Below are 23,072 nucleotides of genomic sequence, written 5' to 3' on the forward strand. Positions count from 1 at the left end.
TTAATATAAAATATTTAACTTTAATTTATAATAGATATATTATATCATATAAATGTTTACCGAATATTCCATTCAATATATTTTTGTTTATAAAGGAGTTGATCCATATAATATATCAATAAATTTATGGATGAATTGACTAATAAATAAACATAAATCGTATTGCTTCTACAATATTTTTTGTGAATATAAAGGGATGTACTATATGAATAAGACAGTCAGTCTTTTAAAATGGCTCGTCAAAAGCTCTATTGAACTGACTTTTACATATTTCATCGTGATTTACATGTTATATGAAAAACTTCAATGGATCAATTGGAGCACAGTAAAGGTTTTGTTTATCTTCACTTTAGCAGGTATATTGCTGGATGCCTTCTTCGAATTATCTACTCGTTCGGAAGAAGTTTGTTAAAAAAATGGTACCTCCGCGGGGCGATCGCAGTTATCACTATTCATCTCATTCTCTTTTTCGCACTCACAACTGTCGTATCCGAAACACAAGCATGGCTGTATACCTGTCTGAGCTTCATAGTGGTGTTGGGGACGGTAGTAGGAATTTTTGTTTTCATTGTGAAAAAGCTGAACGGACTCCCGGCTTCTCCTAAAGAGACAGAGTATGAACAGCGATTCGCGCAACTCGGTGTCCCTTTTACCGACATTCCCAAATATCGAGCAAATCGGGTATACAAATCAGAACAACTCGCCCTCTTTGAAGTGGTCATCCACGCGAAAGTGGACGAAATCCATGCCAAACAAGTACTTGCTGATTGTCTAATGAAATTTCAACCCCTGCATGACAACCTCATTGTCAAAATCGCAGACAAGGCAGGAGCAACCCATGTAGGCGGCTACCTTTCCTATACTTGCAACCTGTCTCCAGTCGAATCATGGGGCATACAGATTCCCTCTTTGGTACAAAACACCCCCTTATTGTTTTTCGACAACCATGTCATTCACACTAACTAAAGCGTTTCACAACCATACAAAAAGGATGGGAAATCTCTCCCATCCTTTTGTCATTTATTATTCAGCCGCGCGACGGTTGCGAATCATCAGCGCTGCGCCACCCGCCAACAGAGCGAGACCAGCTACTGCACCCACTGGGTAAGAAGTAGCGGTTTTCGGCAATTTGCCGCCTTTGATTTGCTTCACGCCCTCTTTACCTTGTTTCGGGTTTGGCTTAGTGTTTGGTTTGTCAGGATTTGGTTTAACCGTGCTGTCACCTTTGCCTCCATCTTCTTCAACAAGCAAGGACTCGTAACCCAAGCCGAATTGGCAAGCTTTCCCGTCGATGGTTCCTTCAAAAGCAACAAAGATCGCATTTTCGCCAGCATTCAGCTTTGTGATGTCCAAAACATATTCAAAGTTTACACTGTTGCCTTTCACTTCAGCTTCAATCTGTGGAGCTTCGGCGTCTTCCGAACCAGCTGCAATGTACCAGGTGCCTTTAGCAGTTTTGCCATTCAGCTTTGCAATAATCTTCACTTTGTTGTTGCCCAAGTCTTTGATATCAACAATCGTAATGTCATGGAAGTCATCCTCATCTGGCTCAGCTTTGCACTCATCAGCCGGTTGCTTTGGCTCTTCCGGCTTTTGTGGTTGCTCCGGATTCGTTGCTGGCGGTGAGGTAGTGTCATTGTTGTTGTCTTTGCCTTCGTTACCTGTAGCTGGCTTGGTTTCTTCACCCGCTGGTTTTTCACCGGTTTGTTTATCATCAGCCGTGGCCGGTTTTTGTTCCGTTTCTGGAGCGGAAGTGGTCACGTCCGTAGCCGGTTTGGTTTCTGCATTCTCTTCTGCAAATGCGGCCAGTGGCATGCTGGCCAGTGCCAACGCAATAGCTGCTGATGCAATAGAAATCTTTTTCATATCCATTACTCTCCTTTAACTATTAAAAAATACAATATGTTTATGTTGTTGTATAAATTAATTCGTTACTTAATCGCGCATTTATGGTTCATTTTCTAAAAGAAAACTTTGGCTAATTTGTGTCAGAAAAGAATGAAACCATACAAGATTTCATGAACAATTAAAAGAGAAGGTAACTAAATCCTCGTCTACATTTAAAATACCTTAGGCTCAATTCCTGATAAGTCTTCCGTATATCCTTGATCCAGATAATGAGTGCAAGGTGAACAGTAGTAAACCCTGTTCTTTGCCCGAAAAAGACGAATATTTCTATTAACAATGAACACAAATCCACCCTTAATAAAAAAGAAATGCCAACTCTAAAAAGCCGGCCTTCCAATCTCGTAACGCTGAAGAAACAATTAGTTATAATCTACAATGCATCAGATGCCGCTCTCTTTTCCACACAAACCCCATCTCTTGTAACAACGGCAACATCCGCTCATCATGCACCGGAAAATCGTCCAACACCGCGCGGCCTGATCCCATGTCCCAGATCGTTTGCAATGCATCGCAAAGTTCCGCTTCCGTCATCGCGCACCTCGGATTGGATACAAACTGGTGCAAGGTCACTATGCCATCCTCCTTGATACTGAACAACGCATACCCCCGATCCACTCCTTGTCCGTCGGCAATAAGAAACGCTTGCGCCTGATTGAGATTGCACCAGTGCGCCAACCAAGGGGCATCAGGATCATAATATGACTTTCCAGACACCGCTTGCGGCAAAGCCAACTGGTAAACAAGCGGTGTCCTTCTCGAGAGCGGACGCACGGCCTCACATTCCAACGTCACCAGCCGCTTCACTGGTCGAAAGCCAAAGGATTCGTACAGCCGAAGGGCCGGGGTGTTCTCCACCAACACCTCCAGCGTGGCCACATCCACCCTCGCTTCCTGATACACTTCCATCGCCGCCGCCATCAACCGCTTCCCAACCCCTTGCCCCCGGTACTCTGGCACGATCGCCGTTCCCCCGTTCCAGGACAAGCGCCGTCCGGAAATATCTTTCACTCCCGACTGAATGAACCCCACCGGCTTGCCGTCTACCAGCGCCACCAACGACCGGCTTGGGTCCAGTCCCCAATTCGCCAATTGCCGGGCAAATGCATCGACATCCACTTCATAGTTCACGGAATAACCGGAAAACGCCCGGTTCCATAAAACCGTCAGTTCATTTAAGGTGAAATGTTCATATGTGCGTATTTCCAAGGCTGGTGGCTCCTTTTTGTTCCATCCTTACTTATTAAACATTCTGCAAATAAAGTTTAACGACATCCCTATTTTGTCGCGCGTTGGGATTGCACTATTTTTTTCAGCTCTTCAACAGTTAACCACTCACGCTTGCGATGAATCATACTATGGCAGTTTGAGCACAACAATGCAATATCTTCTACACGCACTTCGGCCCCCTCTGCCTCCAACTCTGACAAAGGCACTTTGTGGTGCGCCTCAATATAGTCGGCACCATGCTTGCCATACACCTCTTCAAAAACAAAACCGCACACTTCACAGGAGACCGGTTGTCCCTTCATCTTGACGCGCCTGATTGCTTCTTTTTTTAGTTTGCTAGACGCCCGTTCCCTCTGCATATGGATTCGCAGCACTTTTTTCCCTTCATTCACGCGAATGTCTGCCTCATCAATGTCATAGTAGGGTGTTTCCTCCCAGATTTGTTCAATATGTTGCTTCTTACTCTGTTCTTCATATGCATCCTTGTTCGCTAGAATAAAATAACTATCCCACTCTTTATCTACCACTTGTTCGCAAAAAAACTGGCCTTGATATTGATAAGCATCTCCCTGTCTTTCCCTCACAAAGACATAAACCGGGTAGCTGTCTCGCTTCGCATTCATCACTGCCTGGTTCGATTTCCAATGCGGGAAATATTTTTTGCGCCCGAGCTGCTTATCTTCCCTTCCCTCCATATAATACTTCAATCTAGTATGTGAGGAATCCAACCATTTATTAGGATATTCCCCACCGCTACCTATAGTACAAAGAATGATTACACCTGTAACATCATTTGAACCGATCGGGTGAATGCCTTTGATCCGGTTTTGTCCCGAGAGATGAGAAACATCACTTGCTTTCACTTTAAAGCCCGGTTTAAGTTCAGCTAGCATATGAATGGTTAACATAGGTGTCAACTCCAACGGTGAATTCATTTACTTTCTGCTCATCTTTTTATAACTCTATATTCGAAACAAACACCTAATTTAAAGCCATTGACCTACTCAAGTGTTTCTACCCCTACCCTAATGCACCAACTTCAACCCCATCACCGAAAACACAATTCCCAAGATGCAGGCCAGCCGAATCCAGCTCTTTGACTCTTTGAAAAACAACATCCCCACCACGGTAGAGCCCAGTGTGCCGATGCCGGTCCAGACGGCGTAGGCGACGGAGAGAGGGATTTCTTTCATCGCCGTAGATAAGAGGCTGAAGCTGGCGATGAACCCACCAATGAGGATGACGTTGTTGAGGAAATTATCTTTTTCAGACACGCGTTTGAGACCGATGACACCGACGACTTCGAACAGTCCGGCAATAATGAGGTAAACCCAAGCCATGTCCCTCACTCCTTTCCTTTGGTATCGCTGGTTAGTTTGAGGCCGATGATGCTGGCGATCAGCACCAAGGTCAGCACGATTTGCAACCCGCTCATGGGCTGGCGCAAGTACAGGGCATCAACGATAATAAGTCCGACCGTACCAATCCCCGTAAAGGCGGCGTAAGTGGTTCCGATGGGAAGCGCTTTGAGGGCGCGGACCAGTAGCTCGAAACTGATGATCATCAAGACGATCAATATCCCGCTGATGCCTCCTGTTTTAAGCCCTGTAGCCCACGCGATTTCCAACAATCCTCCTAAAAGGACATACAACCAAGCCCGCTGTATGCTAATCGGCTTTTCGTTATTCTTTTTGGCGGTATCTTCCGCACTCATCTCCTTCGTCTCCTTCCGTGATGTCACATGAAATCTTTCTTTAGTTCCAATCCATTCATACCCAAACCACCCGATCTTGCAAACATGGTTCGGTCAAAATATAAAAAAGCCTGTCCTCAATGGTATGTGAGAACCGACTTTTTCCGTTCTTATGGCAAATTTAACCCAACCTTCATTTACCGGTTAGGGGCTAGTAAGAGCATGACCGTTCCTACCGATTGCGCCGCACGGACACCGCATACCAGCGTGAACCATGCAACTCTTCCGTCTCCTCCTGTGCGAAGGGGAAAGGGTCCAGCGGACGGCGGATAACCGTGTAGTCATCACCGCTGTCGGTCAGGATATCTTCGACGAAGGGCAGACCCGGGGCGTAGATGAAGCTGCCTCCCACTTGGAGAGAACGCAGGATTTCCATGTATTTCTGCGCATAGCTGGCATAATCCCCGTCTTTCCTGATGTGATGATGCCAAAAGTGGTTGGAGAAGGCCATGTTAGAGATAATCGTACCCCATTTGTCTGGCACAAAGTGAAAATCAAGCCAGTTGGCGGCGTAAATAAACGGGTTCTCCTCCTGATCTAAGCGCTCCAATCCATAGGCGTCAATGCCTCGCTCCCTGAGGGCGCTAACCAGCAGCGCCTGGGCTCCACAACCGATGTCAAGCACCGGTTCCCGGAGGTTAGCTGGCTCAATCTGCAATAATTCTAATTGGAATGAAGCATCGTATTCAGCACAGGGAACCCGCCGCACCAGCACCTGGTCCCCCTCCAGCTGAAAGGCGTGAAGGCCGTTGGACTCCAACAACCATTGGCTCACCTTGAGCGCTTGCTGGTTGAACACTTGCGTCAACCGGGCAGAGCTGACCTTTCCCTGCTGGCAAAGATCGGCCAATTCCAGCAAAAATGAACGCATCATCCGTTCCAGCCGGCGGATATCGCGTTGGCGGAAGTTGAGATATTGATTGGTGGCGAGCAAGGACGCCATCGTGAAGCGGGCGAAGTCGGCGGCCTGCCGGCTCAGCTGTTCTCCGTCGGCACAGATCGCCGCCAATTCCACTTGATATCGCTCCTGTTCGGCGATGAAAGCGGGGACAAGTGTCGGCGGTGGAACCAAGAGGAGGCCTTTGTCACCATGCTTTGTAAACAAACCGTGCTGTTGCCATAACGATCTTAACATGAGCTAACGTCCCTTTCTCCTTGAACGCATACGCCTGCGCGGCAGTATGACACGGCTTCGAGCCAGTTGGCACAATTATACAGCCATAGCGCTTCCGATTCAATTTCCACCAGCGCCAGCACCCGGAAAGTGGACTCTTTTCTCCACCTTTTTCGCGAGTCGCGAGGAAGGATTGCCTAGGCGGATGATTCCCCTAAAAATATGATTAATATTAACATTTTATATCAAAAAACCATTGCGTTTTGTGATTATATAAGTATAGAAAGTATATTCCAACTCCAAAGAGATACACAGGGGGAAACCATGAAGATTTTAGTGTTAATCGCCCATCCCGACCTTCGTCACTCAAGAGTGAATCGCTATTGGGAACAGTACTTGCGGCAGCATCCGGATATCACTGTGCACAACTTATACGCCGCTTATCCTAACGGTATCATCGACCATGTTCGGGAAAGAGAAATGCTGTTTAATCATGATCGAATTGTATTCCAATTTCCTTTGTATTGGTTTAGCGCACCCGCCTTGTTGAAAAAATGGCAAGATGAAGTGTTGGCCTCACTATGGTCGGAAACGGAAGGCAAACAATTGTCCGGCAAAGACCTCATTTTGGCTATCTCCACTGGCGCGCCCCAATCGTCTTATGGGCCAGATGGGTTCAATCATTTCACATTGGAAGAATTGATGCGTCCATATCAAGCGATGGCTAACATGAATGGGTTGAATTTCCTGCCGATGTTCAGTTTTTATCATGCACTCCAAGCAACCGATACAGAAATCTTTCTCAGTGCGCAAGAATATGTGAAGCATATCACCAACCCTCATCTGAAACCGCTTCATCCCCGATCCACAGTCACCGCCTCAGCCGATTGACGGCCATCCCTCCCATAAGCCATTCGCGGAAGAATGCTATTGCTTCCCGCCTCTGCGGGAGTGATCAAAAAACGGGAAGGACCGGTAAACGCGTCCTTCCCGTAAGACTTATTGGCAAATTAAATGGCTCCCACCATCAGTCAGCCGTCAACCGGCCACCAGCGACAACCACCTTTCCGTTTTTGACTACCGTGTCTACATGGTTTACCCCAAAATGATAAGGCAGATAAGCCAAATTGTGGGCGTCATAAATCACCAAGTCGGCTTGCTTGCCCACTTCCAAGCTACCAACCGTATCCGCCCGGCCAATAGCATGGGCCGCGTTGATGGTCATCGCCGTCAACACTTCTTCTGGAGTCATTCCCAAGTTGAGGCAACCGAGCGTCATCACCAACTGCAAAGATTCGGTGGGGGAACTTCCCGGATTATAGTCGGTGGACAAGGCTACTGGCACACCCATGTCGATCATCGCCCGCGCCCGGGCATGGGAGGTCAAACGCAGATTAAATGAGGTGGCGGGCAGGCAGACGGCGATCACTCCCGCATCGCGCATCGCTTCCAAGCCTTCGTCCGTGGCCGCCAACAGATGTTCCGCCGAGATGCAACCCAGCTCGCCAGCCAGTTGCGCCCCGCCCATCGGTTCGATTTCATCTGCATGGATCTTGAGGCCAAACCCGTTCGCTTTAGCAGCCGACAATATACGGCGGGATTCCTCCACCGAAAAAACGCCATGCTCGCAAAACACATCGCAGAATTCTGCCAAGCCTTGCCGCTTCACTTCGGGTAACATTTCGTGAATAACGAGATCCACATACTCCGCCGAGCGTCCCTTATATTCCTCTGGCACAGCGTGCGCTCCCATAAACGTAGACACCACATCTACCGGGTGGGTCTCATCCAGCCGTTTGGCTACCCGCAATTGCTTGAGTTCATCCTCCAACCGCAATCCATAACCGCTTTTGACTTCAACCGTCGTCGCTCCATAAAGAAGCATCTGGTCTAAGCTTTTTTTAGCTTTTTCATATAAGGCTTCTTCTGATGCGGTGCGGGTGGCCCGAACCGTGCTCAAAATCCCGCCGCCCTGAGCTAAAATCTCGAGATAAGGTACCCCTTTTAACTTGAGTGACAATTCATGTTCCCGTGACCCACCATGCACCAAGTGAGTGTGGGGGTCGATCAGTCCTGGTGTGACCAACCGGCCTTGGACATCCAGCTCTTGTTTCACCGCCATGCCCGCAATTTGCGCACGAACCTCTTCTTCTTGGCCCACGGCAAAAATTTTCCCGTCCCGAATGGCAACCGCCCCGTGTTCTACAACGCCCACTTCAGCCATATCACGTCCGGTGCGCGGCTCATCCTTCCCCCGCATGGTCACCAAAACGCCAATGTGATGCACCAGCAAATCGATTGCTTTGTTTTCCATCGGACCACTCCTTTTCCAAATGGCCGCGGACCCGAATCCAGGCCCGCTGTGTTCGGTTAAATCCCCAGCATGGGTACGCGGATTCCCCGCTCTTTGGCCGTTTTCACCGCCAATTCATATCCGGCATCCGCATGGCGGATCACACCCATGCCCGGATCGGTATTCAGCACGCGTGACAGACGTTCTTCCGCTTCTTTGGAACCATCAGCCACAACAACCATGCCCGCATGCAAAGAGTAACCCATGCCCACACCACCACCATGATGCACCGATACCCAGCTAGCGCCGGAAGCAGTGTTGACAAGCGCATTTAGGATCGCCCAGTCAGCCACGACATCGCTACCGTCTTTCATTCCTTCCGTCTCACGGTTGGGCGAGGCGACGGAACCGCAATCCAGATGGTCGCGGCCAATTACAATCGGTGCGGAAATCTCCCCTGTGCGCACCATTTCGTTGATCGCCAAGCCCATTTTGACGCGTTCACCATAGCCCAGCCAGCAGATTCGCGCCGGCAATCCCTGGAATGCCACTTTTTCTCTGGCCAACTTTATCCAGCGACACAGGTGTTCATTTTCCGGGAACAGCTTTAACACCAACTCATCTGTTTTATGAATGTCTTTCGGGTCACCGGAGAGCGCCGCCCAGCGGAATGGTCCTTTCCCTTCACAGAAAAGAGGACGGATATAGGCGGGCACGAAGCCGGGGAAGTTGAAAGCATCTTTCACCCCTTCATCAAAGGCCACTTGCCGGATGTTATTGCCGTAATCGAAGACGACGGCCCCCATTTTTTGCAAATCGAGCATGGCCTGAACATGAACGGCCATCGATTGTTTAGACAACTTCACATAGGTAGCCGGGTCGTCACGGCGCAATTCCGCCGCAGCGTCAAGTGAGTAACCAGCCGGCACATAGCCATTTAGCGGATCATGAGCCGAGGTTTGATCGGTCACAAAGTCAGGCACCACTCCCCGTTGGACAAATGCAGGGAACACCTCAGCCGCATTCCCGACCAAGCCGATGGACAACGGCTTGCCTTCCTCCTTGGCCGCTTGCGCCAGCGTCAACGCTTCATCCAGCTCGTGAACCATCACATCGCAATAGCGAGTATCAATACGGCGTTGAATGCGGGCCGGGTCCACCTCCACCCCGATTACCACCCCTCCATTCATGGTAACAGCCAATGGTTGTGCACCACCCATACCACCGAGCCCGGCGGTCAGCGTCAAAGTGCCTTTCAACGTCCCGCCGGCATGCTGGCGCGCAGCTTCGGCGAATGTCTCATAAGTGCCTTGCAAAATGCCTTGCGTCCCGATGTAAATCCAGCTTCCAGCCGTCATTTGCCCGTACATCATCAACCCTTTTTTATCCAACTCATGAAATGTCTCCCAATTGGCATAAGCGGGGACGAGCACAGAGTTGGAAATAAGAACGCGCGGCGCCAAAGAATGTGTTTTGAAAATGCCCACTGGTTTTCCCGATTGGATCAGCAATGTTTCATCTGCCTCCAAGTCGGTCAAGCATTCCACGATCTTATCAAAGCACTCCCAGTTCCGGGCTGCCTTGCCGATTCCGCCATAAACGACGAGATCCTCGGGGCGTTCCGCTACTTCGGGGTCTAAGTTGTTCATCAACATTCGCAACACCGCTTCTTGTTGCCAGCCTTTGGTATTCAGCTGCGTGCCGCGGGGAGCGCGGACGATTCTTTTTGTTTTTTTACTCATTTGTCATCTCTCCCATCGTTGGTTTTGAGTTGGATTGGACACAAACCCGGTTGCTCGGAGACTGACGCGTCATTCCCTTTTGCCGTCCATTTATCTGCCCATCCGTTTCGCATATCCTGCGAGGAAGGTTAATATCGTGTGCAATGTCATGCGCACAGTGGCCCGGCGCGCATCATGCACCGGATCAACGCAGACGATGTCAAACCCTTGCACTTTTGGATGTACACCCAACAGGTACACAGCCTCTAATAACTGCCACGAAGTCATGCCCGCCGCCACCATTGCAGGCACTCCCGGTGCATACGCCTGATCCAACACATCCATGTCCACCGTGACATAAATAGCTTCGGTACCATTGCCAGCCACCTCTAATGCCTGCTCCACCAGCGGGACAATGCCTTCTTTGGCCACTTGCGCGGCCGTGAATTGGGTGATTCCTTTGGACAAGGCATACTCCCGGTAAGGCTTGGAGTTGGCGAAGCTGTGTAGCCCGATTTGGGCAATGTGAATCCCTTCGACTGTTCCCGACTCAATCAGCCCGCGGATCGGGGTTCCGTTGGACGGGCCTCCGTCTTCCAGATTTCTTACATCCATATGGGAATCCAGTTGCACAATGCCTACTTTGCCCGAATATCGGGTCTTAAAGGCTTTGACCGACGGGCAGGTGATGGAATGATCCCCACCCGCGATAATGGGAAACATTCGCGGCATTGCCTGATAAATCTCCGTCAAGCCTTGCTCAATGTTGCTGTGACACCGCAGGAGATCGGTCACATGCATCTGGATATCTCCCAGATCATGTGCCCGTAGCACCTGCAAATCCACATCATGGTCGATGTCATAGGTTGTCATGGCGGGGAATAATTCCCGGAGCGCATTGGGTGTCATGGAAGCTCCCGACACACTGATCGACGTTTTGGACAGGGGCACCCCGATAAATCCCACTTCCACATCCGTTTGTCCGTCCCACGGCGTTAACCAGTGAGCCACTTTGGTTTCATGCCGGTCACGCCAGTTGGTGCGACGGACGAGCTCTGGCGGATTTAACAACGCGAATCGTTTCATCAGCATCACCTCTTTCATGGATTACACTCAAATCCTTTAAAACAGTGGGCCGGACACCGCTTCCACGGCTTGCAACCATTCGCCTTCCAGGAGGGCTGTCGCCACGCTTTCAATCTCTTGGCTGGTGGAACGGTCTGCCGCCACCGGTGGCACGATGGTGCGCAACCGGTCATACAAAGCCCGCGTGGCCGGGGCCAATCCTTCGGCACCCACAAAGTCGGCCGCTTCTGCGGCGCAGATCAACTCAATGGCCAACACTTTGGCCACATTATCCACCACCTGAGCGGCATGCCGGGCGGCGGTGGTTCCCATCGACACATGATCTTCTTGGTTAGCCGATGAAGGAATCGAGTCCACACTAGCCGGATGGGCAAGAACTTTGTTTTCCGACACGAGCGAAGCGCTTACATATTGCAAAATCATCAGCCCCGACTGCGTTCCCGGCTGATGGCTCAAAAATGCGGGTAACCCGCCAGACAAGGAAGGATTGACCAGGCGCTCTGTGCGACGCTCAGAAATATTGGCCAATTCGCTTAACCCGATTTTCAAGAAGTCCATTGCCAAAGCAATCGGCTGGCCATGAAAATTGCCGCCTGATATCACTTTGCCTTCTTCCACAAACAACAGGGGATTGTCGGTTGCAGCGTTGATTTCAATCGCGATTTTCTCCTTCACATACCCCAACGCTTGCCGTGTCGCCCCGTGCACCTGCGGCAAACAGCGTAGCGAATACGCATCTTGTACCCGCAATTCCCCTTGCCGGGTGACCAGCTTGCTCCCCCGCAACAAAGTCCGCAAATTTCTCGCCACACCGCTCTGCTCCGGATAAGGGCGCACCCGATGCACTTCATCCGCAAACGCATCGGGGATTCCCCTCAGGCATTCCACAGTCAGCGCGGCAATAACATCAGCCACTTTGGCCAACCTTTCCGCTTTGGCCAAAGCTAGCGCGCCAATCGAGGTCATCGCCTGGGTGCCGTTGATCAAGGCCAACCCTTCCTTGGCCTTCAGGGTAATCGGTTTCAAGCCCGCCTTGGCCAACGCTTCGGCGCCCGGCAAACGTTCGCCCTCATAAAACGCCTCCCCTTCCCCCATCAACACCAACGCCAAGTGTGACAAAGGTGCCAAGTCACCACTCGCTCCCAGCGATCCTTGCTCAGGAATCACCGGATGAACTCCCCGGTTAAGGCAATCGACCAACAATTGCAACGTTTCTAAACAAATACCAGAGTGCCCTTTGGCCAGGGCGTTTGCCCGCAGCATCATCAGCGCCCTGACGGTTGGTTCTGACAGAGGCTTTCCCACCGCGCAGGCATGGCTGCGAATCAAATTGACCTGCAATGCCACCGCATCATCCGCAGAAATGTGCACATCGCTAAACTTGCCAAAGCCAGTGGTCACCCCGTATACCACCTTGCCGGCACGGACCCATTCTTCTACCATCCGCCGGCAAGCGATTACCCGCTTGATTGCCTCATCCCCCAAAACGACGGGAACCCGGTTGATTGCTACCGCGGCCACATCCTCCGCTGTAATCCGGTTCCCATCCAGCTCTATTCCCATCAATTGCCCAACAGGTTTTGTTCGCTCGGCATACATCGCTGCCCCACCCTTTCCTCTTTCTTCGCTTTACCAAACTAAAAGGGACTGCGCAGAAGTTACTCACTTCCACACAGTCCCTTTTTGAAGAGGGGTATATGCGATTGTATTGTTGGCGTTTTGCTAACCTTCATCGCAACCACTCGCTTTATTGGTTTCAGATAATTTTATTACGTTATATTATTCTCACATAACAAACTACTATTTGTCAACTTTGTGAAAACCTTCTCCTACAATCGCATAAACAACAAAGGAATGACCCTGGCCGGATCATTCCTTTTGCCATGTTGCTCACACTTTCACCAAAGACTTAAAGCTTTCCACCTGCGCACGAATCCCGACCTCGACAGGCAACCGCTCCATGCTGGAAGCCCCGAAGAAGCCGTCAATTCCCTTCGTGAGCGAGAGGATTGTGCGCACATCTTCCGGCTCGGCGATGGGGCCGCCATGGCACAACACCAACACATGGGGATTAACTGCTTTGGCCGCGTCATGGATCCGTTGAATGCGCTCAGCAGACTGCTCCAAAGTCAATGCCGTTTCCGCACCAATGGAGCCTTTGGTGGTCAAACCCATATGGGCCACCAGCACATCAGCACCCGCTTCTGCCATGGCCACTGCTTCTCGCTCATTGAACACATACGGGCAGGTTAGCATGTCCAATTCATGAGCCAAGCGGATCATTTCCACTTCCAGATCGAAACCCATGCCGGTTTCCTCTAGGTTTTGGCGGAACGTGCCGTCGATCAAACCCACGGTGGGAAAATTTTGTACACCGTCAAATCCCATTTCTTTCAGTTCTTTTAAGAATACAGGCATCAGTCGGAATGGGTCCGTTCCACACACTCCTGCCAGCACAGGAGTATCTTTTACCACTGGCAAAACCTCGCTCGCCATCTCCACCACAATCCCATTGGCATCCCCATATGGCAACAGGCCGGCCAGTGAACCGCGGCCCGCCATCCGGTAACGGCCTGAGTTATAGATGATGATCAGATCCGCACCGCCTTGTTCCGCAAATTTCGCGGATATGCCCGTGCCCGCTCCACAACCGATAACCGGGGATCCTTGGCTTACCGTCTCACGCAACCGGCGGAGAGATTCATCTCTTGATATGAATGGCATGTTTCTCAGCTCCTATTCTTCTTCGTTTCTCAGCATTTCCAATAATTTGTCTGTCACCGCTTTGGCGAATTGCGGATCATTGATGTTGCAATCCAATTCGTAGACCGGAATATCCTTGCGGAGGTGCTCCTTGATGGCATCAAACAACGCCTGATTTGCTTCCGGCCACCAAAAAGGTTTGCCGGGCGCATCCAACTCGGACAAACCTTGCAAAGGCAGGAAAATAGCCAATTCCCCTTTGGATCGATTGGCCTTTTCAGCCAAAATCCGCCCCAACATGGCGTTTTCTTCCGGTGTGGTCCGCATCAAAGTGATATTGTCATTCCAGCTGTAAAGCAAGCGATCTCGGTATTTCCCCGGAACAGTGGACATGCCCCAGAAGTTGACCATATCCAAGCATCCGGGAGCAATCACTTGGGGCAACGCCCATTTGCCCGCGGCATCCAAGCGGGAGGGGCCCGCCGACAGAACTCCACCAACCAATTCATCCGCCAGCTCCGTCGTCGTCACTTCCAACACTCCGGTGATATACCCTTGGTCAATCAATGACTCCATGGTTTTGCCACCGGTACCTGTCGCATGAAACACCAGCACTTCATAACCGTTCTCTTCCAGTTGCTTTGTGCACTGATTTACCAATACAGTCGTGTTACCAAACATCGACGCCGAGATAAGCGGCTTGGTTTTAATCTTCGGCACTTGCGTTTCCACCATGCCGACCACCGTTCCCACCGCATTGGAATAAATCTTGGCGCTGATACGGTTCAGCCCAGCTATATCCAAAATCGATGGGATCATGACGATGTCACTGATGCCCACATAAGGCTGTGTGTCCCCCGAAGCCACCGTGCTGACCATCACCTTGGGCACCCCTACGGGCAACACGCGCAAGCCTGACGTGCCGATCATGGTTCCGTTTGAACCACCCATGGATAACCCGCCATCGATCAATCCCTGATCAAACAACTCTTTTACCACACGGGCAATCCCTTTGGTCATGACCGTCATGGCCAAAGACTTATCTTTTACTTTTCTCAGCTCAGCCAAGGACATGCCACCGGCTTCCGCCACCCGCTCTGCGGGAACATCCGGTTCAAACAAAGGCTCCCCTAGCACCCCAGTGTTGATGGTAAGAGCGTAATGGCCGCGCTTCTCAATCTCCTGTTTCACAAATGCATAATCAGGCCCTTTGGTATCCAATGCACCAATCAGTGCAATCGTTTTACCCATAACAACCTCCTCGACAATCAAATGATTTTTTTGTCATGCTTATTTATGTATTAAATCAAAAGATATATTTCTGTAGAATTAGTCAAATCTCCTTCAAATAAAGAAAAACAATCCCTTCCCGCCAGTTCATTCCATCTTTTCTTGGAAACTCCTCATCGTGATCAATCACACCTTAGCACTTTCTTAATAATCAGGCTGACGGTTGCCAATATAAATAAAACTTTGCAAAAGAATTCAAATATGAAATGATATGTATAAAAAAAGAAAACACAGAGAAAGGGAGTTCATTATGGGGGTTTCAGACACAAATCAAGTCACTAAAGAAAGCAAGCTATTGTTATGGTGTTTCGCCCTTGGCCTGCTGTATGACTTCATGTTCTTTGACACCACCTTTGCCGGGATCGCTTACCCGATCTTCATCGTAGCGGTCTACGGCGTGTTCGCTTGGCTGTTCCATTCTCAAGGTCGTCTCAAACCGTCGTTTACCTTCCCATGGCTACTGGTCGCTTTGATTCTATTGCTGAGCCTTACCTTTGTCCTGTTTTCCAATCCGGCATTTCTGGTGTTGAACTTTTTCCTCGTTCCCCTGCTGTTTGTCGCCCATACAATGCTGGTGACCGGCACCCACAAACGCCCTTGGCACCACATCGGATTTCTGATAGAAATGGCCGAACGGGTCACCATCCACACCCTCAGCAACTTGTTAAAACCCTTTTCCTCAATGGTTCGATCTCGATTCATGCCAAGTAGTGTGGCCATCAAAGTCGGGTTGGGAATTGTTATCACTTGCCCCTTGTTATTGATGGTCATTGTGCTACTCTCCTCTGCTGATAGCATCTTTTTGAATTACGTGATTGAAATACCCAAACAACTATTGGATATCGATTTTGGCGAAATTCCTGCTCACATCATTCTCACCACCTTTATCACCTTGATTTTGTTCGCTTATTTCTGGAGCCTGCTCCACCCTACCAAAGAAAATGAACCAACGGGGGCAAGCGAAGAAAAAAACCGGAAACCCAAAAAATTGGACAGTGTCATTTCCGTCACCATCCTTACTATGCTCAACCTGGTGTACGTCATTTTCACCGCAATCCAAATCACTTTCTTGTTTGGCGGGGCAGAATCTGCTTTGCCCGCGGGAGTAACCTATTCGGAATACGCCCGCCAAGGATTCGGCGAGATGTTGATTGTCAGCTTCATCAATATCGGCGTGTTGCTGTTGTTGCTTCACTTTGCCTCACAACAGAAAAAAGGCTTATACCGGGCCGTCCAAGTTTTGCTCACCATTCTCACGGTATGTAGTCTGTTCATCCTGTTCTCCGCCTTCACCCGGTTAACCATGTATGAACAAGCCTACGGTTTCACTCTGTTGCGCTTGTTGCCCCAAGCCTTTATGATTTTGCTTTTATCCCTGTTTGCCGTCTCATTGGTGCGAGTCTGGAAAAGCAATGTCTCCCTGTACAAAAGCTACACCATCATCACCTTGGTGTGGCTGGTCACCCTCAACTACGCCAACCTGGATCTAATCATCGCCAAAAGCAACATTCAGCGGTACCAGCAAACAGGTGAGATTGATCTGGAATATATCGGCAGCCTCTCTTATGATGTAGCGCCGGAACTGGCCAAACTGCAACAAGACCCCAAGATTGGCGACAAGGCGGTAGCTGAGCTGAAGAAAATGAAGTCCCGCTTGAAATTTGAGACCAAGCCCGAGTGGCAAACATTTAATTTTTCCCGGCATCGGGCCGAACAGATCGTCAAAAATATCCACTGACCATACACAAAAACGAGTCTGCTTCTACATGGCAGACTCGCTTTTCATTGATTGTGGCAAGGCGGTTGAATCTCTCGTAGAAGAGGCCGCTCCATGACTAGCGGGGCAAAGGCAAAATCCTCATCCGGTAAGCATTCATGGCTGCACGTCCCAACTCATCGAGAAACTGGTAATTGGCGGCGGCACCCACCACTGCGCCCAATCCCGGCACCAATTGCAACATCTTGGCCAGATCGATGTGATCACGATAGGTTTGTTGGAACTTCTGCCAATCCAGCTGGTTTAAGTAATCCGCATGGGACGGATAAGCTCGGATCGTCTCTTGCCAATTTTTCATCTTATGAAACGTCTCGATGCGTACCTCCCCACTTGAAAACGCCAGCTGGAAGATGTGCAGAATATACAGCCGCTCACGATAATCTTTCACATCAAACCCGTACAAGCTGGCTGCATCAAACAAAAACTTCATCTTGATCGAGAGTAACATCGGGAAATCGGCCAATCCCAATAACAAACCGCCCATTCCCGTCCCGGCTCCTTCCACCGTCGCTGTGTATTTGTACATCTTGATCTTTTCCAGTACTTGTTTTTCCTTTTCCTCTAAGGAATCGGCGGTGGCAGCTGATTTGGTCGTCCACTCCGAACCGACAAGCACCGTTCGCACCAGGTGCTTGATGCTTTCAGTTATTACATCATGCACCTTTTGCGGAATCTTCTCATTGATTTTATCCTGGATTGACTTGGCCGCCCATTGCAACACCGTTGGAGACTTCTGCATTTCTGCCTGCCAAGCAATGCATTCTTGGCGTGCACGTTGTTCGTAATCCAATCAGCTTCACCCTTCGTATGTAATCTGGTATGTGCGACAGTGATATATACCCGGTTGCCGAGAAGCTGATGCTCATTCCTTTTTGTTCCAAAGCCCATCCATGTGTTCCATTGCGTCAAATATCAAGGAATAAACAAATGCCAAAGCCAAAAGCCCATACAGAGAAAAAGTGATATCTTCAATTATCACATCTAATACATACATATGAAACAAAACAAGAAAGAAACCTGCAGCAGCACCCAAACCGTCTTTTACCTTTTCCCTTTCAGCGAATAGAAATTGTATTACCAATTCCAATACAAAGCCCACCGTCATCGATGGAATGAAATAAAACAACACCCCCACTCCAAACAAAATCAGACCGGTGGTCGATTGGACTTTAATGCCGAGTGTGACAACGTTTTTGAGCAAAGAGAGAATCCCCATATTGATCAGTACAGGAATACTCAGAATAACTAAGACTAAAACACCTAATAAAGCGAAAACAATCACATTGCCCCATAAGACAAGCTTCTCTTTTTTTCCTTTCACAGAAATCCCCCATTACGCGATCAATGAAGAAAGACGGCAAAACCGCCGTCTTCTTGTTATTTCCTTTATTCATTGCCTCGCAAACGGGGGATGGACAAAACATTTTTTTACTTCTTTGGTTCTTTATTTATCTCTCCCGTGTAATCATATCTTAATAACAAAAATGGCCCTTGTTCTTCTTCAGGCCAGCTCATAATAAAAAATAATCAATCATTTTAAAATTATAAAAAATATTCAAAACAAGGGTCATTTAGCTATTGGCCCATATTCATTTTTATCCACACGAGATTCCAGGCTTTTACTTGGTGCTGATGACAATATGCTAAGTAAAATTGAACAATTTCAGTGAACTGATTAACCAAAGAATCTACTGCACAATCATGATTCGCTCAAAAATTATTCTTTCTCCGAATCCCATACTTCTTTAAATTGAAATCCAACTAATCCATTAGACTCAACCATTTCCTTAAACCCGTCAGAAACAAACACCTTCCACTGCACTCGGTCATCCAAAAATATGCGAAAAATATGCTCACCTACTATTTTTTCTTGAATGAACTCATATTTATCAAAGCCAACACGAAGCCCTGTATCCAACTGTCTAACAATCGCTTGATTATAATCAATTGCATCGATTGCGTTTATCACATGTATTCCAAAAAAACTCTTTTCACAATGATGAAGTGGTAACGCCTCTGCCTTACCTTTTAAAAAATCACTCAAAACATGAACAGCTTTTTTGCTGAAAACGGGAATAGGACAATCCCAAAAATGAGGACAATCACTTTCTTCTCCTTCATCGATTGTACATATTTCTACAAAGCCCCATCTATCTGTGAGAGGAGTAGTCTCGATCAGTAGATCATTCCATTTATAATCTCGATCAAAATCGGTATAGCCTAATGTTTCAAAGCCTTTCAGCGAGCCTTCTAATTGCCATACTTTCATGAACATCCCACCATTATAGATTTTGAACAAGAGAATTATTTAATTCAATGGCAAAGAACCATCTAACAATTTAGCTCGAATATTGTTTAATTCTTTTACAGCGTCGCCAGTTGTTCCATTATTCCTCTTTACATCTTCCAACACAGACGTTACATATTTGATATACTCTAGGGCGTGTCTGGTGAATCCATCATGATTTCCTGTTAGAATGTTCATAACAACAAAAGCAAGGAGACATCATGATGAGACGGCGTTATGAGATTACAGATGAGGCTTGGGAAAAGATCGAGCCTTTATTGCCTTCGAATGGGAAACGAGGCGGACAGTGGAAAGACCACCGAACCATTTTGAACGGAATCCTGTGGAAGTTTGGGACGGGAGCTCCCTGGCGGGATCTGCCTGCACGTTATGGTTCTTGGAAAACTTGCTACTATCGTTTTACACGTTGGCAAAAGGATGGGACGTGGGATCGCTTGCTTAAGCATGTTCAGACTTACTCCCACGCTGTTTCCGATGTCGATTGGGTTGTTTTCGTTGACAGCACGATTGTCCGAGCTCATCAGCACGCCGCAGGCGCGCCGAAAAAAGGGGGACCCTCGCTTCCAGAATGAGGCACTCGGACGAAGCCGCGGAGGTCTGACGACCAAAATCCATCTTGCTTGTGACGGAAAAGGTCGACCGCTTGCTTTTACAATCACTCCCGGTCAACAGCATGACTGTACCCAATTACAAGCATTACTCGATTCCATTTCCGTTCCCTGTTTGGGAAAAGGAAGGCCTCGCAAGAGGCCGGATCATCTGATTGCCGATCGCGGCTACAGTTATCCGTCTTGTCGTCGATTTCTTCAAAAACGTGGGATTTCCCATACCATCCCCGAACGCAGAGATCAGGCGGAGCGTCGGGCCAAAAAGCCGGGGCGTCCTCTGACCTTCAACAAAGAACAATATTCACGCCGAAACGTGATTGAACGCTGTATTAACCGCCTGAAGCAATGGCGTGGCTTCGCCACTCGTTATGAAAAACGGGCGGTTTATTTTTGTGCCGCCATTACCTTGATTTCCTTGATCATGTGGCTCAATTAATCATTCACCAGACACGCCCTAGAAAGAATGTGGACTTACTTATCTGAGATGGACACTGAAACCCAATTAACTATGTATAGTCTTCAAGCGATTCTTCACAACGAACTTAAGAATCATGATGAAGCAATATTATGTATCAATAAAGCTATTGATATGGCTCAACGTTCTAAACACTTCGACCATTGTTTTGAGCTTTGGACGACACTTGGCGTTTCTTATAAGAACTTAGGCGATTTTGATTCAGCAAAAACCTGCTTCAACACAGCATACCGATTTAAAATAAGCTTCGAGACAAGTATTTGCTACCAGCATATAACTACACAGAATTAGGGAAACTCTACAAACAGTTAAACAATATGGAACTTGCTGAAAAATACCTAACCTCTGCAGTTAAATTAAGTAAAAAAGTAAATAATGGACTTAAACAATTGGAGGCCCAAGTTGCTTTAGGTGAATGTTTTTTTCAGCAGAACAAAATAACTGAGGCTATTCAACAATTTGATGAAGCTGGTAAAATAGCCGAAAGGCATTTTACTAAAAAAGAAAAAGATATTATGCTAAAATTAGCACAGTGCTATGAGAAAAGGGACACAGTAAAATACAACAAATATCTTTCCCGTTTTTATGAGCTCAGTATAAAATCCCAGAATGGAGGTGAATTAACTATGCACCAAAGCTATTCCAATAATACACATGCTGAAAGGGAATTCCAGCCAGAGCCCCCCGATGACTAAATGCTATACACAATTATTTATGTAAAGAAGAACCCATCTAAAAATAAATGGGTTCTTCTTTTTTGGGAAAGTTGTTAAATCCGTTTGATGCTAACTTCTTTTCTGTTGTTTTTGACCGCCTTTTCAACTCTTCGCCACATAAGCCGTATCAAAAAACTCCTTCCCAACCACCATCACTCTGTACATCGGCTTCGGCTTGTTCACTTTTTCTTAGCAAAAACTATTCCCTTAACGATGGCCCATGCCAGCCCATCCAAGAATCGACGATCACGCAACATCTTGTTTTCCTTCAGATTGTCGATGAAAAGGTTCTCCAGCAAAACGGCACTCATTTTGGTATCCCGGAGAACCGCGATCCCGGAACGAGCTGCCTGACTATCAACTTTTGCCGGGTTCCCATGTGGCCCAAAGCCGTAGCCTTTGAGATAAAGCAGTACCTTGTTAATTGCTTTTTGGATTTGCTTGATCCGAGCCGGTGCATTTTGGGCCACAAAGGACTAAAAGCCACCGCCACCTGCATTGCAATGCAGAAACAGGAAAAAATTAGAATTTTTATTATTCGCATAAGCGATCCGTTTGCGGAGTCCTTCAGGCGGCCCCGGATATGAGGATGAGGTATTTTTGTTACGCGGGAATATAACTGCCACCCCTTTATAGTCATTGAACTTTTCTCCAACTAATTCTGCCATTTGCAACGCTGCAAGCGGAGTTAATAACGCCCTCCCACAGTTGCCACTCTTCAGGGCCAATATTGACGTGCAGCGCGTCTAAAAATACCTTTACAAAAGCGAATAACAACCCATACCTTGGGGTCACGTAATTTAGGTAACATGCGGTTCATCCTGAACAACTCATCACCTTATTTTTGAAGCATCAAAAAAAGCGCGGAAATCGCGCAACGGTTGAGCCATTCAGATACCCGGATCACAATGGAAATTTATAGCCATGTACTTACCAACATGCAACAGGAAGCTGTGGATTGGTTTGAAAGAATAAGGACAATAAAATTAGTAAGTTATACCCCCTGAAACTAAGGGGGGCTACTTCGTCCGTTTCATTTTCAAGAAACTAATGTTAATCTATATCCTCTGATTTCAACAAAGAATATAAGAGTTGCTCGGCTAGATTTTTATAATATGGCTACGGTGCAACCCGCCATATTTCATGAGCAATTTCAAACACAAAAAAAGCCCGACATTTCGGGCTTTAGTTTGGTGCTGATGACAGGGTTCGAACCTGCGACCCCTTCATTACGAGTGAAAGGCATAGGGTAAATTAGAAGCATTAGAAGCAAATAAACCCTAGTCATATCAAAGGTTCCGCCGATTTTAGTAAACCGGATGAAACCCCAGAGTATGCCGCACATTAGAAGTTTCATTAGAAGATTTGTTAGAAGGCCAATTGAAGAGTAGGAGTGGACCTTATCATGCAAAATAAAGCAATCCTTATAGAATCAGACAAAAAATATTCAAAGTAAAAAGCCATTAGCTAAAAAACCGCTATAACATATTTCCTCGAAATTATTCTTTCTCTGAATCCCAAACTTCATTAAACTGAAATCCAACCAACCCATTAGACTCAACAGCTTCTTTAAACTCATTAGAAACAAACACCATCGAGCGAATCCGGTCATCTAAGAAAATACGAAAAATGTGTTCACCTTTAACCTTTTCCTTAATAAACGCATACTTTTCAAATCCTACTCTAAGCCCAGATCTCAATTGTCTGATAACTGCACGATTGTAATCAATTGCATCAATTGCATTCATAACATGAATAGCAAAATAATTTTTTTCTGGATGGGCAAGTGGCAATACCTCTACTTTATCCTTCAAAAAATCTTGGGTTACATCAAGGGCTCTCTCACTGAAAACAGGTGCAGCTGAATGACCCCAAAACTTTGGACAATCGCTAGACTCCCCTTCTTCCAATGTATATATTTTAACTTCTTCCCAGACATCTTCTAAAGGAGTAATGGAATTAAACCTTTCCTTAAAATATTTTTCATAATCTTGATCGAAATTCACTAGCTGTATTGTTTCAAAACGTTCATCCAAAGACGCCTTTAACTCCCATATTTTCACGTTCGTTCCTCCATTACTAATGTTAAAAAC

General features: G+C 47.6%; 23 protein-coding genes. 6 read left to right on the plus strand and 17 right to left on the minus strand.

Annotated features, from left to right (window positions below; all coding sequences use genetic code 11):
• Positions 1 to 405: 405 nt before the first annotated feature.
• Positions 406 to 966, plus strand: a complete 561-nt coding sequence (locus tag NYR52_RS14790) for a hypothetical protein (protein ID WP_102993471.1) — start codon at positions 406 to 408, stop codon at positions 964 to 966.
• Positions 967 to 1,023: 57 nt separating this feature from the next.
• Here NYR52_RS14790 and NYR52_RS14795 read toward each other — a convergent pair whose 3' ends face one another.
• The 6 genes from NYR52_RS14795 to NYR52_RS14820 all read right to left on the minus strand — a co-directional run bounded on the left by NYR52_RS14795 (position 1,024) and on the right by NYR52_RS14820 (position 6,023).
• Entirely contained in the window at positions 1,024 to 1,866 is an 843-nt protein-coding gene (locus tag NYR52_RS14795) for an LPXTG cell wall anchor domain-containing protein (protein WP_223247988.1), read from the minus strand.
• Positions 1,867 to 2,271: 405 nt separating this feature from the next.
• Positions 2,272 to 3,114, minus strand: a complete 843-nt coding sequence (locus tag NYR52_RS14800; RefSeq protein WP_102993473.1) for a GNAT family N-acetyltransferase — start codon at positions 3,112 to 3,114, stop codon at positions 2,272 to 2,274.
• Positions 3,115 to 3,182: 68 nt separating this feature from the next.
• Positions 3,183 to 4,043: an HNH endonuclease gene (locus NYR52_RS14805; RefSeq protein WP_194830640.1), complete on the minus strand. Its 861-nt coding sequence runs from the start codon at positions 4,041 to 4,043 to the stop codon at positions 3,183 to 3,185.
• A 117-nt stretch (positions 4,044 to 4,160) separates the two neighbouring features.
• Entirely contained in the window at positions 4,161 to 4,475 is a 315-nt protein-coding gene (locus NYR52_RS14810; RefSeq protein WP_022737971.1) for a DMT family transporter, read from the minus strand.
• A 5-nt stretch (positions 4,476 to 4,480) separates the two neighbouring features.
• The gene (locus NYR52_RS14815; protein ID WP_259435938.1) at positions 4,481 to 4,849 is read right to left on the minus strand and encodes a DMT family transporter; all 369 of its coding nucleotides are present in this window, start codon (positions 4,847 to 4,849) and stop codon (positions 4,481 to 4,483) included.
• Positions 4,850 to 5,060: 211 nt separating this feature from the next.
• Entirely contained in the window at positions 5,061 to 6,023 is a 963-nt protein-coding gene (locus NYR52_RS14820; protein WP_259435939.1) for a class I SAM-dependent methyltransferase, read from the minus strand.
• 303 nt (positions 6,024 to 6,326) lie between these two features.
• On the opposite strand from NYR52_RS14820, the gene NYR52_RS14825 reads away from it, so the two are divergent.
• Positions 6,327 to 6,893 carry an NAD(P)H-dependent oxidoreductase gene (locus NYR52_RS14825; RefSeq protein WP_132221430.1) on the plus strand — a complete coding sequence of 189 codons (567 nt, stop codon included), beginning with the start codon at positions 6,327 to 6,329 and terminating at the stop codon, positions 6,891 to 6,893.
• A gap of 136 nt (positions 6,894 to 7,029) precedes the next feature.
• On the opposite strand, the gene hutI is transcribed toward NYR52_RS14825, so the two are convergent.
• From hutI to NYR52_RS14855, 6 genes are all read right to left on the minus strand, one after another.
• Positions 7,030 to 8,316 carry an imidazolonepropionase gene (hutI, locus tag NYR52_RS14830; RefSeq protein WP_259435940.1) on the minus strand — a complete coding sequence of 429 codons (1,287 nt, stop codon included), beginning with the start codon at positions 8,314 to 8,316 and terminating at the stop codon, positions 7,030 to 7,032.
• A gap of 56 nt (positions 8,317 to 8,372) precedes the next feature.
• On the minus strand, positions 8,373 to 10,037 hold the full coding sequence (gene hutU / locus NYR52_RS14835; protein WP_259435941.1) for a urocanate hydratase: 1,665 nt from the start codon (positions 10,035 to 10,037) through the stop codon (positions 8,373 to 8,375).
• 90 nt (positions 10,038 to 10,127) lie between these two features.
• The gene (locus tag NYR52_RS14840; RefSeq protein ID WP_259435942.1) at positions 10,128 to 11,102 is read right to left on the minus strand and encodes an agmatinase family protein; all 975 of its coding nucleotides are present in this window, start codon (positions 11,100 to 11,102) and stop codon (positions 10,128 to 10,130) included.
• Positions 11,103 to 11,138: 36 nt separating this feature from the next.
• Positions 11,139 to 12,665, minus strand: coding sequence for a histidine ammonia-lyase (gene hutH / locus NYR52_RS14845; protein ID WP_375163207.1), 1,527 nt, complete (start codon positions 12,663 to 12,665; stop codon positions 11,139 to 11,141).
• A 327-nt stretch (positions 12,666 to 12,992) separates the two neighbouring features.
• Positions 12,993 to 13,826, minus strand: a complete 834-nt coding sequence (locus tag NYR52_RS14850; RefSeq protein ID WP_132221434.1) for a phosphoenolpyruvate hydrolase family protein — start codon at positions 13,824 to 13,826, stop codon at positions 12,993 to 12,995.
• Between the two features lie 12 nt (positions 13,827 to 13,838).
• Positions 13,839 to 15,056 carry a Tm-1-like ATP-binding domain-containing protein gene (locus NYR52_RS14855; protein ID WP_259435944.1) on the minus strand — a complete coding sequence of 406 codons (1,218 nt, stop codon included), beginning with the start codon at positions 15,054 to 15,056 and terminating at the stop codon, positions 13,839 to 13,841.
• 289 nt (positions 15,057 to 15,345) lie between these two features.
• Here NYR52_RS14855 and NYR52_RS14860 point away from each other — a divergent pair, with 289 nt between their 5' ends.
• A complete protein-coding gene (locus NYR52_RS14860; RefSeq protein WP_259435945.1) occupies positions 15,346 to 16,833 on the plus strand; it encodes a DUF4153 domain-containing protein in 1,488 nt (495 codons plus the stop codon).
• Positions 16,834 to 16,930: 97 nt separating this feature from the next.
• Here the strand turns inward: NYR52_RS14860 and NYR52_RS14865 are convergent, their stop codons facing one another.
• From NYR52_RS14865 to NYR52_RS14875, 3 genes are all read right to left on the minus strand, one after another.
• Entirely contained in the window at positions 16,931 to 17,611 is a 681-nt protein-coding gene (locus NYR52_RS14865; protein ID WP_246026916.1) for an EcsC family protein, read from the minus strand.
• Between the two features lie 123 nt (positions 17,612 to 17,734).
• Complete coding sequence (locus NYR52_RS14870; protein WP_259435946.1) at positions 17,735 to 18,193, minus strand: hypothetical protein; 459 nt, start codon at positions 18,191 to 18,193, stop codon at positions 17,735 to 17,737.
• Positions 18,194 to 18,589: 396 nt separating this feature from the next.
• Positions 18,590 to 19,141: an imm11 family protein gene (locus tag NYR52_RS14875; protein WP_259435947.1), complete on the minus strand. Its 552-nt coding sequence runs from the start codon at positions 19,139 to 19,141 to the stop codon at positions 18,590 to 18,592.
• Between the two features lie 242 nt (positions 19,142 to 19,383).
• On the opposite strand from NYR52_RS14875, the gene NYR52_RS14880 reads away from it, so the two are divergent.
• The 3 genes from NYR52_RS14880 (at position 19,384) to NYR52_RS14885 (ending at position 20,958) form a co-directional block, all read left to right on the plus strand.
• A protein-coding gene (locus NYR52_RS14880; RefSeq protein ID WP_375163144.1) for an IS5 family transposase occupies positions 19,384 to 20,224 on the plus strand; the annotation gives its coding sequence in 2 pieces (ribosomal slippage) (positions 19,384 to 19,719 and positions 19,721 to 20,224; 840 coding nt in all).
• 72 nt (positions 20,225 to 20,296) lie between these two features.
• A complete protein-coding gene (locus tag NYR52_RS16795) occupies positions 20,297 to 20,554 on the plus strand; it encodes a tetratricopeptide repeat protein (protein ID WP_375163208.1) in 258 nt (85 codons plus the stop codon).
• Positions 20,524 to 20,958: a tetratricopeptide repeat protein gene (locus NYR52_RS14885; protein ID WP_259435948.1), complete on the plus strand. Its 435-nt coding sequence runs from the start codon at positions 20,524 to 20,526 to the stop codon at positions 20,956 to 20,958. Before NYR52_RS16795 ends, NYR52_RS14885 begins: the two co-directional genes overlap by 31 nt.
• 200 nt (positions 20,959 to 21,158) lie before the next feature.
• Here NYR52_RS14885 and NYR52_RS16675 read toward each other — a convergent pair whose 3' ends face one another.
• Together NYR52_RS16675 and NYR52_RS14895 are read right to left on the minus strand one after the other, a co-directional pair.
• Entirely contained in the window at positions 21,159 to 21,449 is a 291-nt protein-coding gene (locus NYR52_RS16675; protein WP_106341687.1) for an N-acetylmuramoyl-L-alanine amidase, read from the minus strand.
• A 1,029-nt stretch (positions 21,450 to 22,478) separates the two neighbouring features.
• Positions 22,479 to 23,042 (minus strand): imm11 family protein, encoded by a 564-nt coding sequence (locus tag NYR52_RS14895; RefSeq protein WP_022737572.1) that lies wholly within the window; start codon positions 23,040 to 23,042, stop codon positions 22,479 to 22,481.
• Between the last annotated feature and the right edge of the window lie 30 nt (positions 23,043 to 23,072).

Origin of the sequence: Laceyella sacchari (assembly GCF_024927925.1) — a bacterium.
In the GTDB taxonomy this organism is placed as follows: domain Bacteria; phylum Bacillota; class Bacilli; order Thermoactinomycetales; family Thermoactinomycetaceae; genus Laceyella; species Laceyella sacchari.